Origin of the sequence: Aureimonas sp. SK2 (assembly GCF_029813115.1) — a bacterium.
In the GTDB taxonomy this organism is placed as follows: Bacteria; Pseudomonadota; Alphaproteobacteria; order Rhizobiales; family Rhizobiaceae; genus Aureimonas.
The window spans coordinates 50,773-66,383 of sequence record NZ_JAPZDS010000005.1 but is presented as its reverse complement, the minus strand read 5'-3'; the positions used below and the strand labels follow the sequence as shown (position 1 = coordinate 66,383).

Genomic DNA, 15,611 nt, shown 5'->3' with positions numbered 1-15,611 from the left:
GTGGCCCTCCTGGATCTTGGAAAATCTCAAACGAAAAGAAGGGTTCGGGAATTCTTTCCCGAGCTGGGACCGGGGCGGCAGCCCCGCCATTCAGCCACCGCCCCTCTCGCCTCGGCGCGGTCTCGTGCTAGGGCTTCGGCGACGAGGCATGCCGGAGGAGGGCAGCATGAAGAGATCGCGGGTCAACGAGATCATCCGGCAGAGCGACGAGTTCATCCGTTCGTTCGGCTATGTGATGCCGCCCTTCGCCTATCTATCGCCGGCCGAGATGAAGGCGCGGCAGGCGGATCTGCAGGCCGTCGTGGATCGGCGCCTCGGCTGGGACATCACGGACTACGGGCGCGGCGACTTCGACAATCTCGGCCTCTTCCTGTTCACGACGCGCAACGGCGACAATGCCGATCTGAAGGCGGGTCGCGGCATGCTCTATGCCGAGAAGATCATGATCTCGCGCAAGGATCAGCTCTCGCCGATGCACCGGCACGACCTGAAGGCCGAGGACATCATCAACCGCGGCGGGGCGACGCTGGCGCTGAAGCTCTATACGGCCGGCCCGGACGGCGAGATCGACAAGTCGCTGCCCGTCAACGTGGTGACCGACGGCATGCGGCGCCAGATGAAGGGCGGCGACATCCTGCGTCTGTCGCCCGGCGAGAGCGTCACCCTGATGCCGCGCACCGACTGGCACGCCTTTTGGGGCGAGGGCGGGGATGTGCTGATCGGCGAGGTCTCCACCGTCAACGACGACCTGACGGACAACGTGTTCGCCGAGCCGATCGGGCGCTTCGCCGAGATCGAGGAGGACGAGGAGCCCTTGCATCTCCTCGTCTCGGACTACGACAAGTGGCTGGGCGGCCATCGATAAGCTGTGGACGCAGATGCGAGCGGGACTCCTGATCGGGGACCCGCTCCGCTAGGTTAAGGCTTCCACGACCATGAAGACCATCGGGTCCGCGTGTTCCACGCGCGGGGTCCGTTCGTAGTGCGGAGAACAGCCGTTTGACCAAGGTCGCCGTCGATCTCGGAACGACCGCCACGGGCGAGCCGGCGGAGATGGACCTGGAGGAGCTCCTGTCCACGCGCCTTCTGGTGCAGGGCAATTCCGGCTCGGGCAAGTCGCACCTCTTCCGCCGCATCCTGGAGCAGAGCGCCGGCTGGGTGCAGCAGGCGATCATCGACCCGGAAGGCGACTTCGTGTCCTTCTCCGACCGGTTCGGACACGTGGTCGTCGACGCCGACCGGACGCCCGCGGAACTCGCCCGCATCGCGACGCGCATCCGCCAGCATCGCGCGTCCGTCGTCCTCAACCTCGAAGGGCTCGACGCCGAGGTTCAGATGTCGTGCGCGGCGGCGTTTCTCAACGGCCTCTTCGACGCCGACCGGCACCACTGGTTCCCGATGCTGATCGCCGTGGACGAGGCGCAGATCTTCGCCCCGGCCATCGCGGGCGAAGTCGGCGACGAGGCGCGGCGCATCTCGCTCGGCGCGATGACCAACCTCATGTGCCGCGGCCGCAAGCGCGGGCTCGCCGGCATGATCGCGACCCAGCGCCTCGCCAAGCTCGCCAAGAACGTCGCGGCCGAAGCGTCGAACTTTCTGATGGGCCGCACCTTCCTCGACATCGACATGGCGCGCGCGGCCGATCTCCTCGGCCTCGACCGACGCCAGGCCGAGCGCTTCCGCGACCTCGAGCCCGGCCACTTCGTGGCGCTCGGCCCCGCCCTGTCGCGCCGTCCGATCCCGCTCCGAATCGGCCCGGTCGAGACGGCCGGTCGCTCCGGCCGGCCGGTGCTGATGGCGCTGCCCGAAGCGACGCCGGCCGAGATGGCGGACCTCATCTTCACCGCCGGCGCCGACGAGCCGGAGCCGCTGCCGGCTCCGGTGCGGCGCGAGCCGGCGGTGGCGACGCGCGAGCTTCTGGAGCGCGTGTCCGCGCCCCGCTTTGCCGCGCCGGCGCCGATGGAGGAGGAACCGGAGGAGGACGAGGCGACGATCGCCGAGCGGCAGGCCGGTCTCGACGCGATCTTCGCCGAGCTGATGGCCGACCCCGAGGCCGCCTTCCGTCCGGTCCAGACGCTCTACCAGGACTTCCTGACCCATTGCCGCCTGAAGCGCCTGTCGCCGGGCGCGCTGGATCTCGGCGCCTTCCGCCGCAAGCTGGCGCTGGCGCGCGCCGGTGTCGGAGCGGACGGCGAGGAGGACGAGGCTTGGGGCCAGGTCGTCGCGCGCTCGGAGGAACTGCCGGAGGATATGCAGGGCGTCTACCTCCTGCTCGCCAAGGCCGCGCGCGACGCCGAACCGTGCCCCGGGGACGAGGTGCTGGCGCGGGCCTACGGCAGCCATTCGCCCTCGCGCGGCCGCTTCCTTCTCACCTGGATGGCCGAGCGAGGTTACATTGCCGCCGAGACCGACTTCCGGGGCAACCGCGTCGTGACCATCGCCGGCAGCAACTGGCGCACCGGCGCGGGAACGGCCAAGCCGCGGGGAGCAAGCGCCCCGCCGCGCCTGCGCCGCGTGAAGTGATCCTCCTCCGCAACGCTGACTTGGGCTCGTGCCCGTCGCCGATCCGTGCCAGAAGGGCTCCATGTTTCCCGAGACGCTCTGGACCGAAGACCTGATCCTGCGACCCATCGCCCTCGGCGACACGGGCGCGATCTTCGACGAGTATGCGCAGGACCCCGAGGTCACGCGCTACCTGACCTGGGCGCCGCACACGTCCGTGCGTGAGACCGAGGACTATATCTCCCGCTGCATGGCGAGCGAGACCTCGCGCACCTTCACGCTGCTCGGCCGCCGCGACCGGCAGCTGCGCGGCGCGCTGACGATCCGGCGCGACGTGCCGGGGCGCATCGGCTTCGGCTACGTCCTGTCCCGCCGCTCCTGGAACCAGGGCCTGATGACCGAGGCGCTGACCGAGGTGGTGGCCTGGGCCATGAAGCAGCGCGACGTCTGGCGCGTCGGCGCGACCTGCGACGTCGACAACGTCGCGTCCGCGCGCGTGATGGAAAAGGCGGGCCTCCTGCGCGAGGGGCTGCTCAAGCGCTGGATGGTGCATCCCAATGTCGAGGACGCGCCGCGCGACTGCTGGATCTTCGCCCGGACGCGCTGAGCGTCAGACGGGGGGGACGGGCACGCCGAGAAGGCGGAGCGTACCGAGCACGAAGCCGTCGCGGATCGCCAGCGCGATGGCGAGTTCCAGAACGAGGACGAGGGCGACGGTGCCCTTGAGCGGCAGCGCGCGCGCGGCCAGAAAGCCGAGCGCCACGAACACCGTGTCGCCCAAGGCGTTGAGGACGCTGTCGCCGTGATAGTCCGGCGCGCCGACCGCCGATCCGAACATGGCGATGATCCAAGGCGAATTCTCCATGATCTCCCAGATCGCGCTGGAGGCGAGGGTCGTCAGGAAGAGCCGGCTGGTCGGCCAGTGCGGGCGCAGCCGGTGGAGGACCAGGAAAAGCCCGACGCCGAAGATGACGTGAAGGGCCGAATACCAGTCCGCGAACTGCTGCGAGGAACCCGGCGAGTGCGGGTCGCCGTCCCAGAGCCGGATGGTGCCGCAGTCGCATGTGAGCGGCCGCCCCATCAGATCGAGCACGGCGGCCATGACGAGGACGATCGCGGCCCCGGCGACCACCTGTCCGCCCCGGCTGCCGAGAAAGGTGCTGTGCGCGGGGCGGGGGGCCATGTCTGTCATGGCGGTTGAACGCGCTTGGGGCGTTCCGGGTTGCCCCGGGGCCAGGAGCCATCCACAGGCTTGTGCGTCGCCGTTGCGCCGTGTCACGCTATGTCTTTGCGTGTCGCCCGCACCAACCCCGGCATCCCTTTGCATTTCGGCCTCGTCTGCCCTCCGTTTCCAAGCCATGTGCGCGTCTTCGAGGCCCTGGCTCTGGCGCTCGTCGCGCGCGGGCACCGCGCGACCTTCGTCGTGAACTCGGGGGCGGGCGAACTCGTTCGGGCCGGGCCGTGGGACCTCAGCGAAGTCGGGCTCGCGCCGCCCCTGCGAGGAGGGCCGGCCGGGTCCACCGGCCTGTTCGGCATCCTGCGCACCGTGGCCGAGGCCGCGCGGCGGACGGAGGGACTGGCGGCCGAGGGCGCTGCGGCGCTTCGCGCGGCCGGCGTCGACGCGCTCCTGGGCGACCAGATGGAGCCGGCGTCGGGGCTCCTCGCCACGCATCTCGGCCTGCCCTTCGTTTCCGTCGCCTCGGCGCTCGCGATCGATCCCAACGTCGCCGCGCCGCCGCCCTACCTCGATTGGCCGTTCGACGACAGCGCCGACGGGTTGAAGCGCAATCGCGGCGGGCGGAGCGTCGCCCGCCTCCTTCTGCGCCGGCAGGCCGAGACGATCCGCCGCTGCGCCGTCGCGCTGGGGCTTCCCCCGCTCGGCACGATGGAGGACTGGCTGTCCCCGCTCGGCAGCGTCTCGCAGACGCCGCCCGAGTTCGACTTCCCCTATGCCGGGCGGCGCCGGATCCTCGGGGTCGGCCCCTTGCGCGCGCCTGGCGAAGGGGAGGAGCCGCTGCCCTTCGAGCCCGACCCGGCGCGCCCCCTCGTCTTCGCCTCGCTCGGCACGCTCCAGGGCCACCGCCTCGGCCTGTTCCGGGCGATCGCCGAGGCCTGCCGCCGGCTTGATCTCGATCTTGCCGTGGCCCATTGCGGACGCCTGAGCGCGCAGGAGGCGGCCCTGATCGACGCACGAATCGTCACCGACTTTCTGCCCCAGCGCGCGGTGCTGCGAGCGGCCAGCGCATGCGTGTCCCATGCCGGGCTCAACACGGTGCTGGACGCGATGGAGGCCGGCGTGCCGACGCTCGCCGTTCCCATCGCCTACGACCAGCCCGGCGTCGCCGCCCGCCTCGTCCATCACGGCGCGGGACTGAAGCTTTCGCGCCGGCGCCTGACGCCCGACGCCGTGGAGGCAGCCTTGACGCAGCTCCTTTCCGAGCCGCGCTTCGCCGCCAACGCGAAGGTGGTCGGCGCGGGCATCGACCGTGCGGGCGGCGCCCCCCGGGCTGCGCTCGCGATCGAGGAGTGGATCGCGCAGGCGCGTGCCGCCTCGCGGCCCCTGCGTGTCGTGGAGCCGGCATGACGCCCGATGCCGATGTCATCCTTCTCGGCGGCGGCCTCGCCAACGGGTTGATCGCCCACCGACTGGCCGCCCGCCGGCCGGAGCTCGCCCTTCTCGTGATCGAGGGCGGCGAGGCGCTCGGCGGCAACCACACCTGGAGCTTCCACGACGGCGACCTCAGCCCCGCCGAGCAGGACTGGATCGCGCCTTTCGTGGCGGCCCGCTGGTCCGACTACGACGTGCGCTTTCCCCGCCGCCAGCGCCGCTTCGCGACGGGCTACGCCTCCGTCTCCTCCGAGCGCTTCCGCGAGCTCCTGACCCGGCAGCTCGGCACCCGCGTCCTGACGGGCGCGCCGGCCGTCGAGGCGACGCGCAACGCCGTGACGCTCGCCGACGGGCGAACCCTGACCGCCCGCGTCGTGATCGACGGGCGCGGCGCGCGGCCGAGCCCGCATCTCGACCTCGGCTTCCAGAAGTTCCTCGGCGAGGAATGGGAGTTCGACCGGCCGCACGGCGTCCGCCGGCCGGTCATCATGGACGCCACCGTGCCGCAGCGCGACGGCTACCGCTTCGTCTACGTCCTGCCCTTCTCGGACACGCGGCTCCTGGTCGAGGACACCTACTATGCCGACGGCGGCGACCTCGACATCGCCGTCCTGCACGGCCACCTGTCCGACTACCGGACCAGGGCGGGCTGGGGCGAGGGGCGCCTCCTGCGCGAGGAGCACGGCATCCTGCCGATCGCGCTCGGCGGCGACATCGACGCCCTGATCGCCTCGGCCGGCGGCATGCCGACGGTCGGCCTCGCCCATGCGCTGTTTCATCCGACCACCGGCTATTCGCTGCCCGACGCGGTGCATGTCGCCGATCTCGTCTCGCGCGCGCCGGACGTCTCGCCGGACGGCCTGTCGCGACTTCTCGACGCGCATGCCCGCAACATCTGGGCCGACCGCGCCTATTTCCGGATGCTCAACCGCCTTCTGTTCCAGGCCGGCCGGCCGGAGGACCGGTATCGCATCCTCGAACACTTCCACCGCCTGCCGGACGATCTCGTGGCGCGGTTCTATGCCGCACGCCTGGACTTCGGCGACAAGCTGCGCATTCTCGCCGGCAGGCCCCCGGTCTCGGTGTTCAGCGCCCTTCGGGTGCTCGCCGCCTCCCGCCGTCCGAAGGAAACCGCATGAAGCACGTTCCCCCGCCCGCCCGCACCGCGATCGTCATCGGTTCGGGCTTCGGCGGACTGGCCCTGGCGATCCGGCTGCAGGCGGCCGGTATCCAGACGGTGCTCCTCGAGAAGCGCGATAAGCCGGGCGGCCGGGCCTATGTCTACGAGGACGGGGGCTTCGTCTTCGATGCCGGGCCGACCGTGATCACCGATCCGTCGGCGCTGGAGGAGCTGTTCGAGGCGGCGGGCAAAAAGCTGTCGGACTATGTGACGCTCCTGCCCGTCAGCCCGTTCTACCGGCTCTGCTGGGAGGACGGCTATTCCTTCGACTACGCCAACGACCAGGCCGAGCTGGACCGGCAGATCGGCGCCAAGAACCCGAAGGATGTCGAGGGCTATCGCCGGTTTCTGGCCTATTCGCGCGCCGTCTTCGAGGAGGGGTACCTCAAGCTCGGCACCGTCCCGTTCCTCCAGTTCCGCGACATGGTGCGCGCCGGACCGCAGCTCGCCAAGCTCCAGGCCTGGCGCTCGGTCTATGCCAAGGTTTCCGAGTTCATCGAGGACGACCAGCTCCGCCAGGCCTTCTCGTTCCATTCGCTGCTGGTCGGCGGCAACCCGTTCGCGACCTCGTCGATCTATGCCCTGATCCATGCTTTGGAGCGCGAATGGGGCGTCTGGTTTCCGAAAGGGGGCACCGGCGCGCTGATCAAGGGCATGGTCCAGCTCTTCACCGACATCGGCGGGCGGATCGAGCTGAATGCCGAGGTGGCGGCGATCCCGGTGGACGGTCGCCGCGCCACGGGTGTCACGACCCTCGACGGGCGCACGTTCGAGGCCGACCTCGTCGCCTCCAACGCCGATGTCGTCCACACCTATGACAAGCTTCTGAAGGGCACGACGCGCGGCGCTTCGCAGGCCGCCAAACTCAAGAAGAAGCGCTTCTCCATGTCGCTCTTCGTGCTCTATTTCGGCCTGAAGAAGCACCAGACGCAGCTCCAGCACCACACCGTCTTGTTCGGCGCGCGCTACAGGGCGCTGATCGACGAGATCTTCAAGGGCAAGGAGCTGGCCGGCGACTTCTCGCTCTACCTCCACAGCCCCTGCGCCACCGATTCCTCGCTCGCCCCGCCGGGCATGGGGAGCTACTACGTCCTGTCCCCGGTGCCCCATCTCGGCAACGCCCCGATCGACTGGTCGGTCGAGGGGCCGCGCTACGCCGACCGCATCTTCGACTATCTCGAAGCGCGCTACATGCCGGGCCTGCGCGCCGACCTCGTCACCCATCGCATCTTCACGCCGAACGACTTCCAGTCCGAACTCAACGCCCACCACGGCTCGGCCTTCTCGCTCGATCCGGTGCTGACCCAGTCCGCCTGGTTCCGGGCGCACAATCGCGACGACTGGATCCCGAACCTCTACTTCGTCGGGGCGGGAACGCATCCGGGCGCCGGGGTTCCGGGCGTCGTCGGATCGGCCAAGGCGACGGCGAGCCTGATCCTCGGGCATGAACGGGTCTGATCTCGCGGCCTTCTCGGCCGCATCGATCGCCAAGGGATCCAAGAGCTTCGCCGCAGCCTCCCGCCTGTTCGACGAGGAGACGCGGCAGAGCGTCGTCATGCTCTACGCCTGGTGCCGGCACTGCGACGACGTGGTGGACGGGCAGGAGGCCGGGTCCGCCCTGCGCGAGGCCGACGAGCGCCCGCCGCTGGAGCGGATCGCCGGGCTGCGCCGCGACACGGAGGCCGCCTTCGAGGGGCGGACCGACGGGCTGCACCCCGCCTTCGCGGCGCTCGCGGAGGTCGTGCGCCGCCACGATCTGCGGCGGGCGGACGCGGCCGAGCATCTGGCGGGCTTCGCCATGGATGTCGAGGAGGAGCGCTACCGGACGCTGGACGATCTCCTTCTCTACTGCTGGCGCGTAGCCGGCGTCGTCGGCGTGATGATGGCGCGCATCATGGGCGTGCGGGACGAGGCGGTGCTCGACCGGGCGAGCGATCTCGGGCTCGCCTTCCAACTCACCAACATCGCGCGCGACGTCGTGGACGACGCCGTGGCGGGACGTGTCTACCTTCCCGCCGAATGGCTGGAACAGGAGGGCATGACCGCCCGCGACCTCACCGACCCGCTTCGGGCCGACGCGGTGTTCCGGCTGCGGCACCGGCTGGTGGAGGCGGCCGAGCCCTACTACGCCTCGGCGCGGATCGGCGTCGACGCCCTGCCGCGCCGCTCCGCCTGGGCGGTCGGCACGGCGCTCGGCATCTATCGGCTGATCGGGCTGAAGCTCGTGGAGCGCGGGCCGCAGGCCTTTGCCGAACGGATCTCCACCACCAAGGGCGAGAAGATCGCCGCCATCGGCCGAGGCGCCGCGATGGCCGTCGCACGGGGCGGGGGGCTGGGGGCACGCTCGTCCCTCCTCTGGACGCGCCCGCGCTGAAGCGGTCGGCGCCTCAGGCGCCGAGCCCGATCGACCGAGTCTCCCCGATCGGGTTCGGCATGGCGCTGCCGAAGAGGTAGCCCTGGACCGCGTTGCATCCGGCGCGGCGCAGAAGATCCCGTTGCTCCGGCGTCTCGAAGCCTTCGCCGACGGTGGAGATGCGCAGGTCGTGCCCCCGTCCCATGATCGCCTTCAGGACCGCCAGCGAGTCTCGCCCCGGTCAGCAGCGCACGCCTTCCGGTTCCATCGCCGGCGCAGGGGAGCCGGCATCTTTGCGAGCGGCCGTCGCCAGCGCGTCGATCAAAGCGTCGAGGCGCGAGCCGACGCCGAACACGGTCTCAAGATGCGCGCGCGCCGCACCGATATGCCGCTCCACCAGCCGCCGCGTGCGCTCGACGCCGACCAGCGCGACCACGGTCGATTTCCCGGCGTCGCGTCCGACGTCCTTGCCGATGGCGGCCGGATCGGCAGTGAGGTCGAGAAGGTCGTCGAGGAGCTGGAAGGCGAGGCCGAGTTCGGCCGCGAAGGCGCAGAGATTGGCGCGCTGGCCGGGCGTCGCGCCCGCCACGATGGCGCCGAGTTCCACCGCCGACAGGAACAGGGCGCCGGTCTTGCGCCCGTTGGCATCCGACATGTCCTGGGCCGAGCGCGGACCGCGGCCGCCGCGAAGGTCCTGGTACTGGCCGCCGACGAGCCCCAGCGAGCCGACCGCCGAGGCGAGGACGCCGACGGCCGCGTTGCGTCGCTCGTGGCTCAGGCCCTCGATGCGCGACAGGACGGCGAAGGCTTCCGTCAGCATGGCGATGGAGGCGAGGACGGCGGTGTCCTCTCCGTGTCCGCGATGGATCGCCGGCTGGCCACGGCGCATGGTGGCGTCGTCCATGCAGGGCAGATCGTCGAGGATCAGCGAGGCGGCATGCACCATCTCGATCGCACAGCCGGCATCCAGCGCGGCTTCCAGCGGCCCGCCCAGATCCTGCGCCACGATCGCCGCGATCAACGGGCGTAGGCGCTTGCCGGGGGAAAGCAGGCTGTCGTGCATGGCCGCTTCCAGGCCCTGCTGGCCGGCCAGGACCACGGGAACCAGTTCCGCCAGCCGTGTTTCGATGCGGGCAAGGAGCAGGGTGTTCGGGCCGTCGGGTGCAGGGCTCATCGCGTCTTGGTCACTTTCCGGCGGGACATGTCGGATGCCACGAGGGGCGGAGTCGATCGGGAAGTTGTAGCACGCATGAGCCTTGCTGGAAGGCGAGCGGCCCGGTGCGCGTGGAAATGCGACGAATCGACGTAGCGCCAAGTGGAGGCCGGCAATGGCATGCGGGGAGCCGATGATGGAGGGAAGGGCATGAAGCCGATGGGCGGAACGACCGGCGGAATCGCCGAGCGCAAGGGCGACCATCTCGACATCGTCCTGTCGCCGAGTCTGGTGGGGCGGCGCGCCGATTCGGGCTTCGACGCGATCCGCTTCGAGCATGTCGCGCTGCCGGAGGTCGATCTCGACGCGATCGATCTGCGGATCGATTTTCTCGGCCGCACGCTGAAGGCGCCGATCCTGATCTCCTCCATGACCGGCGGCCCGGAGCGGGCGGGGGCGATCAACGCCCGGCTGGCGGAGGCCGCCGAGCATCTCGGACTGGCGCTGGCCGTCGGCTCGCAGCGCATCGCGATCGAAGGGCGCGGAACGGGCGGCCTCGACGGCGCGCTTCGCCGACGCGCACCGAGCGTGCCGCTTCTCGCCAATATCGGCGCGGCGCAGCTCGTCGCCGGCTGGGGCGCCGAGGAGGCGCGGCGCGCCGTCGGCATGATCGGCGCCGACGCGCTCATCGTCCACCTCAACCCCTTGCAGGAGGCGCTCCAGCCGGGCGGCGACAGACGGTGGAGCGGCGTCCTCGACGCGATCGCCGGGCTGGTCGAGGCGGTGGAGTTTCCGGTGATCGTCAAGGAGGTCGGCGCCGGCATCTCCGGCACCCTGGCCGGGCGGCTTCTGGAGGTCGGTGTCGCCGCGATCGACGTGGCGGGAGCGGGCGGCACGAGCTGGGCCGCGATCGAGGCCGAGCGCACGGGCGACCCGCGCGCCAGGGCCGCGGCGCTCCTCTTCTCCGACTGGGGCATCCCGACCGCGCGCGCCATCGCCGATGTCCGCGCGGCCTGCCCCGAGGCCGTGGTGATCGGTTCGGGCGGCGTGCGCCACGGGCTCGACGCGGCGCGGGCGATTCGCCTCGGCGCCGACCTGGTGGGCCAGGCGGCGGCCGGCCTGCCGGCGGCCGACCAGTCGACGGAAGCGGTGGTCGCCCATTTCGAGCAGGTGATCGCGGAGCTGACGATCGCCTGCTTCTGCACGGGTTCGGCCGATCTCGCCGCCCTGCGGCGCGCCCGCCTCCTGGCACCCGCCCCATAGGTCCGCTTTCCGTTTGCGGTCGGCGCGCCCGATCCGCTATCCGTCGGGTCAACGGTTTCGACGGAGGACGCATGACGACGCTGACCCAGTATCTCGAGGCCCATGCGGTCGCCCGACCCGATCGGCGCGACGTCGCCGTCCTGATCGAGCGGCTGGCCGAGGCCGCGGGCCAGCTCCAGCGCCTGATCTCGACCGGTGCGACCGGCGACGCGGGCGCCGCCACCGGTTCGGCCGGCGATCCCAACGGCGGCGGCGACATCCAGAAGGTGCTGGACCGCGAGGCCGACCGGCTCTTCCTGGCCGCCGCGCGCGCCGCGCCCGTCGCCTTCTACGGCTCGGAGGAGCAGGACGACGCGGTGCCCCTGAACGCGGGCGCGAGCCTCGCCATGGCCATCGACCCGCTCGACGGCTCGTCCAACATCGAGACCAACGTGTCGATCGGGACGATCTTCTCGATCCTGCCCGTGACCGACGCGCATCGGGCGAACCCCGCGAGCGTCTTCCAGCAGCCCGGCCGGTCGCAGCTTGCCGCGGGCTTCTTCGTCTACGGGCCGCGCCTGATGCTCGTGGTGACGCTGGGCGAGGGCACCCACGCCTTCGGCTGGTCGCCCGAGACGGGCGTCTTCACCCGCATGGGGCCGCTCAATATTCCGGCGGTCGCCAAGGAATATTCGATCAACGCCTCCAACGCGCGCCACTGGGACGAGCCGGTCCGGCTCTACATCGAGCACGCCCAGGAGGGCGCGGACGGCCCGCGCGGGCGCGACTTCAACATGCGCTGGGTGGCCTCCATGGTGGCCGACGCCTACCGCATCTTCGTGCGGGGCGGCATCTACATCTATACCGGGGATCGCCGGAAGGGCTACGACCGGGGCCGCATCCGCCTGGTCTACGAGGCGAACCCGGTCGGCTTCTGCGCCGAGCAGGCGGGGGGCGCGGCGAGCGACGGCCTGCATCCGATCCTCGACATCGTGCCGGAGGGCCTGCACCAGCGCACGCCCGTCGTCTTCGGCTCGCGCGAGGAGGTCCTGGAGTTCGCCCGCGTGATGGCCGACCCCGCCAGCCTCACCGAAAGCTCGCCGCTCTTCGGGCAGCGCCCGGTCGGAGGCATCTGAGATGGCCGGCGGCATCGTCATCGCTCCCTCCATCCTGTCGTCCGACTTCTCGCGGCTCGGCGAGGAGATCGCGGCAGTGGACCGGGCCGGCGCGGACTGGATCCATCTCGACGTGATGGACGGCCATTTCGTGCCCAACATCACCTTCGGGCCGCCCGTCGTAGCGGCCGTGCGCGGCGCGTCCGCCAAGTTCTTCGACGCGCATCTGATGATCGAGCCGGCCGACCCCTATCTCGAAGCCTTCGCCAAGGCGGGCTGCGACGGAATCACGGTGCATGCCGAGGCCTGCACCCATCTCGACCGGACGCTCCAGGCGATCCGGGCGCTCGGGGCCAAGCCCGGCGTCGCGATCAATCCAGCGACGCCGGAGACGGCGATCGAATACGTTCTCGACCGGGTGGACCTCGTGCTGGTCATGACGGTGAACCCGGGCTTCGGCGGCCAGAGCTTCATTCCGGCGACCCTGGAGAAGATTCGCCGCCTCCGGGCGATGATCGGCGACCGGCCGATCCGGCTCCAGGTCGACGGCGGCGTCGCGCCCGACACGATCGGCGCGATTGCCGAGGCCGGGGCTGACACGTTCGTCGCGGGATCGGCGATCTATCGCGGCGGAACGGAAGCGAGCTACCGCGGCAATATCGAAGCCTTACGAACGCATGCTCGGGTCAAGAAAGCGTGATGGCGGTCAAGTAACGCCGCCGTTTCCCCTCGTTTCAACCGGTTAGTCCGCAGTTTTGTCGTCAAGGGCGATGCTGCGCGTTTCCTGCCGGAAAGATTCCTGCAGCGGGGATGTTGCATCGCGATAGGGACTGCACACCTAAGCGGCCGCGCGTCCGGGAGTTGAGAGCGATCGGCTCCCTCCCAGCTATGCGCGAAGTTCTCGGCCGATTTCGGCCATGTCTGTGTCTGAGCCGCTCCAGATGGACGGCGTGAAGGAGGGATCGTTGGAGCAATCACTTTCGGAGGCGGCGGCCCAGACGGCCGTGACGGGCATATCGCCCGACGTGGTGCCGACCTGGGTATGGCTCGCCACCGTGGCGGGCATCGCGGCGCTCTTCGTGTTCGACTTCTTCACCCATGTCCGCAAGCCGCATGAGCCGACCTTCAAGGAGTCGGCCCTCTGGTCGACCTTCTACGTCGCGCTCGCGCTCGTGTTCGGCTGGGGCGTCTGGCATTTCTGGGACCGCCAGCACGGCATCGAGTATTTCGCCGGCTTCGTCACCGAGAAGTCGCTCTCGGTCGACAACCTCTTCGTTTTCGTCATCATCATGAAGAGCTTCCTGGTGCCCCGCGCCTATCAGCAGAAGGCGCTGCTCATCGGCATCGTGATCGCGCTGATCATGCGCGGCATCTTCATCGCGCTGGGCGCGGCGGCCATCGAGCGCTTCTCCTGGGTGTTCTATCTCTTTGGCATCTTCCTCCTGTGGACGGCGTGGAAGCTCATCGTCGAGAGCCTGAAGCACCAGAAATCGACCGACGAGGAGTACGAGCCGAACGCCATCGTGAAGTACTTCCAGCGTCATCTGCCGACCACGGACGACTACCGGGGCAATCAGCTCTGGGTCGTCGAGAACGGCAAGCGCTTCTTCACGCCCATGTTCATCGTGATCCTGGCGCTCGGCATGACCGACCTCCTGTTCGCGCTGGATTCGATCCCTGCGATCTACGGCCTGACGGACGCGCCCTACATCGTCTTCACCGCCAACGCCTTCGCGCTGCTCGGCCTCCTGCAGCTCTACTTCCTGATCGGCGGGCTGCTCGACCGCCTCGTCTATCTCGGCATCGGCCTTTCGCTGATTCTCGCCTTCATCGGCCTGAAGCTCATCGTCCACGCGGTCGAGGCCAACACCTTGCCCTTCCTCAACGGCGGCGAGCCGATCGCGGTGCCCTCCTGGATGCATATCGAGATCGAGCAGTCGCTCATGGTCATCGTCGGCATCCTAGTAATCACCACGGTGGCGAGCCTCCTGAAGAGCCGGTCGGACGCCAAGAGGTCCGGCTGACGAGGCCCCGATTCACCGCATCGACGAAGCCGGCCCCTCGGGGCCGGCTTTTTTCTTTGGGGTCGGCATCTCGCGACTGCGTTATGGCTGTGGGCCACGCACGCTTGCCCCTTGTCGGCAAGCCGTTTTCCCGTTCACATATGTGGCCGTTCAAAGGCGCCCGGCTGCGGCGCGAGCGACATGGAACTGTCACGCGCCGGTGATAGTCCGCCCTCGGCCGATGGCTGCCGCCCGACGCGGACGCGAAGCCCATCGCCTTGGATTTCAGGAGAGCTGGATGATCGGGACTATGAAACAGGGCGTGTCGCTGGCGGTTCTCGCGAGCTTCGCAATGGGTGCGGCCGTGTCCGGCACCCGCGCGCAGGACATGGAGGCGCTGATCGCCGCCGCCAAGCAGGAAGGCTCGCTCACCACGATCGCCCTGCCGCACGACTGGTGCAACTACGGCGAGATGATCTCGGGCTTCAAGGCCAAGTACGGCCTCCAGGTCAACGAGCTCAATCCCGACGCCGGCTCGGCCGACGAGATCGAGGCCATCAAGGCCAACCAGGGCAACACCGGCCCGCAGGCGCCCGACGTGATCGACGTCGGCCTGTCCTTCGGCCCGCAGGCTAAGGCCGACAAGCTGATCCAGCCCTACAAGGTCGCGACCTGGAACGAGATCCCGGACGACGCCAAGGATGCCGAGGGCTACTGGTACGGCGACTACTACGGCGTCCTCACCTTCGAGGTGAACAAGGACATCGTGTCCGAGATCCCGCAGGACTGGCCCGACCTCCTGAAATCCGACTACGCGAACTCGGTGGCCCTGGCGGGTGATCCGCGCGCCTCGGCGCAGGCGATCCAGGCGGTCTACGCCGCAGGTCTCTCCAAGACGCCGAACGGTTCGGCCACCGAGATCGCCGATGCCGGTCTCGACTTCTTCAAGCAGCTGAACGCGGCCGGGAACTTCGTGCCCGTCATCGGCAAGCCGGCTTCGCTCGCGCAGGGCACGACGCCGATCATGATCCGCTGGGACTACAACGCCCTGTCGAGCCGCGACACGCTGGCCGGCAACCCGGAGGTCGAGGTCGTGGTGCCGAAGACCGGCGTCCTCGCGGGCGTCTACGTCCAGGCGATCAGCGCCTATGCGCCGCACCCGAACGCCGCCAAGCTCTGGATGGAGTACATCTACTCCGACGAGGGCCAGCTGACCTACCTCAAGGGCTACTGCCACCCGATCCGCTTCAACGAGATGGTGAAGGCCGGCAAGATCCCGCAGGATCTGCTCGACCGCCTGCCGCCGGCGGCCTCCTACGAGGCGGCGAAGTTCCCTTCGCTCGACGACCAGAACGCCGCCAAGGCCGAGATCACCACCAAGTGGGATCAGGTCGTGGGCGCCAACGTCCAGTAAGCGGACCATTCGATTTCGGGACCGCCGCCCGGTTGCGGCGG

The 15,611-nt window shown here is 69.6% G+C and carries 15 protein-coding genes; 12 read left to right on the top strand and 3 right to left on the bottom strand.

Translation table 11 applies throughout. From position 1 onward, the window contains the following. Nucleotides 1-166 precede the first annotated feature (166 nt). From O5O54_RS08075 to O5O54_RS08065, 3 genes are all read left to right on the top strand, one after another. Complete coding sequence (locus O5O54_RS08075) at nucleotides 167-865, top strand: D-lyxose/D-mannose family sugar isomerase (RefSeq protein ID WP_279480511.1); 699 nt, start codon at nucleotides 167-169, stop codon at nucleotides 863-865. Between the two features lie 134 nt (nucleotides 866-999). Beyond that, nucleotides 1,000-2,523 (top strand): ATP-binding protein, encoded by a 1,524-nt coding sequence (locus O5O54_RS08070; RefSeq protein ID WP_279480510.1) that lies wholly within the window; start codon nucleotides 1,000-1,002, stop codon nucleotides 2,521-2,523. Nucleotides 2,524-2,584: 61 nt separating this feature from the next. Continuing rightward, nucleotides 2,585-3,109: a GNAT family N-acetyltransferase gene (locus O5O54_RS08065; protein ID WP_279480508.1), complete on the top strand. Its 525-nt coding sequence runs from the start codon at nucleotides 2,585-2,587 to the stop codon at nucleotides 3,107-3,109. 3 nt (nucleotides 3,110-3,112) lie between these two features. Here the strand turns inward: O5O54_RS08065 and O5O54_RS08060 are convergent, their stop codons facing one another. Then, the gene (locus O5O54_RS08060) at nucleotides 3,113-3,685 is read right to left on the bottom strand and encodes a DUF2585 family protein (RefSeq protein ID WP_279480507.1); all 573 of its coding nucleotides are present in this window, start codon (nucleotides 3,683-3,685) and stop codon (nucleotides 3,113-3,115) included. Between the two features lie 99 nt (nucleotides 3,686-3,784). On the opposite strand from O5O54_RS08060, the gene O5O54_RS08055 reads away from it, so the two are divergent. Genes O5O54_RS08055 through O5O54_RS08040 form a run of 4 tightly spaced genes read left to right on the top strand, consistent with a single transcriptional unit; the run spans nucleotide 3,785 to nucleotide 8,664 of the window. Next, nucleotides 3,785-5,086 (top strand): glycosyltransferase, encoded by a 1,302-nt coding sequence (locus O5O54_RS08055; protein WP_279480505.1) that lies wholly within the window; start codon nucleotides 3,785-3,787, stop codon nucleotides 5,084-5,086. Next, the gene (gene crtY, locus O5O54_RS08050) at nucleotides 5,083-6,249 is read left to right on the top strand and encodes a lycopene beta-cyclase CrtY (protein WP_279480503.1); all 1,167 of its coding nucleotides are present in this window, start codon (nucleotides 5,083-5,085) and stop codon (nucleotides 6,247-6,249) included. The genes O5O54_RS08055 and crtY overlap by 4 nt, the downstream gene beginning before the upstream one ends. Then, entirely contained in the window at nucleotides 6,246-7,748 is a 1,503-nt protein-coding gene (locus tag O5O54_RS08045; protein WP_279480501.1) for a phytoene desaturase, read from the top strand. The genes crtY and O5O54_RS08045 overlap by 4 nt, the downstream gene beginning before the upstream one ends. Continuing rightward, nucleotides 7,735-8,664: a phytoene/squalene synthase family protein gene (locus O5O54_RS08040; protein ID WP_279480499.1), complete on the top strand. Its 930-nt coding sequence runs from the start codon at nucleotides 7,735-7,737 to the stop codon at nucleotides 8,662-8,664. The genes O5O54_RS08045 and O5O54_RS08040 overlap by 14 nt, the downstream gene beginning before the upstream one ends. Before the next feature lie 13 nt (nucleotides 8,665-8,677). Here O5O54_RS08040 and O5O54_RS08035 read toward each other — a convergent pair whose 3' ends face one another. Together O5O54_RS08035 and O5O54_RS08030 are read right to left on the bottom strand one after the other, a co-directional pair. Next, a complete protein-coding gene (locus O5O54_RS08035) occupies nucleotides 8,678-8,860 on the bottom strand; it encodes an EAL domain-containing protein (RefSeq protein WP_279480787.1) in 183 nt (60 codons plus the stop codon). 24 nt (nucleotides 8,861-8,884) lie between these two features. After that, nucleotides 8,885-9,817 carry a polyprenyl synthetase family protein gene (locus tag O5O54_RS08030; protein WP_279480497.1) on the bottom strand — a complete coding sequence of 311 codons (933 nt, stop codon included), beginning with the start codon at nucleotides 9,815-9,817 and terminating at the stop codon, nucleotides 8,885-8,887. Nucleotides 9,818-10,006: 189 nt separating this feature from the next. On the opposite strand from O5O54_RS08030, the gene fni reads away from it, so the two are divergent. The 5 genes from fni (at nucleotide 10,007) to O5O54_RS08005 (ending at nucleotide 15,570) form a co-directional block, all read left to right on the top strand. After that, a complete protein-coding gene (gene fni / locus O5O54_RS08025) occupies nucleotides 10,007-11,059 on the top strand; it encodes a type 2 isopentenyl-diphosphate Delta-isomerase (RefSeq protein WP_279480496.1) in 1,053 nt (350 codons plus the stop codon). Between the two features lie 71 nt (nucleotides 11,060-11,130). Then, a complete protein-coding gene (locus O5O54_RS08020) occupies nucleotides 11,131-12,174 on the top strand; it encodes a class 1 fructose-bisphosphatase (RefSeq protein ID WP_279480494.1) in 1,044 nt (347 codons plus the stop codon). Nucleotide 12,175: 1 nt separating this feature from the next. After that, entirely contained in the window at nucleotides 12,176-12,853 is a 678-nt protein-coding gene (gene rpe / locus O5O54_RS08015; RefSeq protein ID WP_279480492.1) for a ribulose-phosphate 3-epimerase, read from the top strand. 217 nt (nucleotides 12,854-13,070) lie between these two features. Next, nucleotides 13,071-14,177 carry a TerC family protein gene (locus tag O5O54_RS08010; RefSeq protein WP_279480489.1) on the top strand — a complete coding sequence of 369 codons (1,107 nt, stop codon included), beginning with the start codon at nucleotides 13,071-13,073 and terminating at the stop codon, nucleotides 14,175-14,177. 331 nt (nucleotides 14,178-14,508) lie between these two features. After that, a complete protein-coding gene (locus tag O5O54_RS08005) occupies nucleotides 14,509-15,570 on the top strand; it encodes an ABC transporter substrate-binding protein (RefSeq protein WP_407061677.1) in 1,062 nt (353 codons plus the stop codon). Nucleotides 15,571-15,611 lie beyond the last annotated feature (41 nt).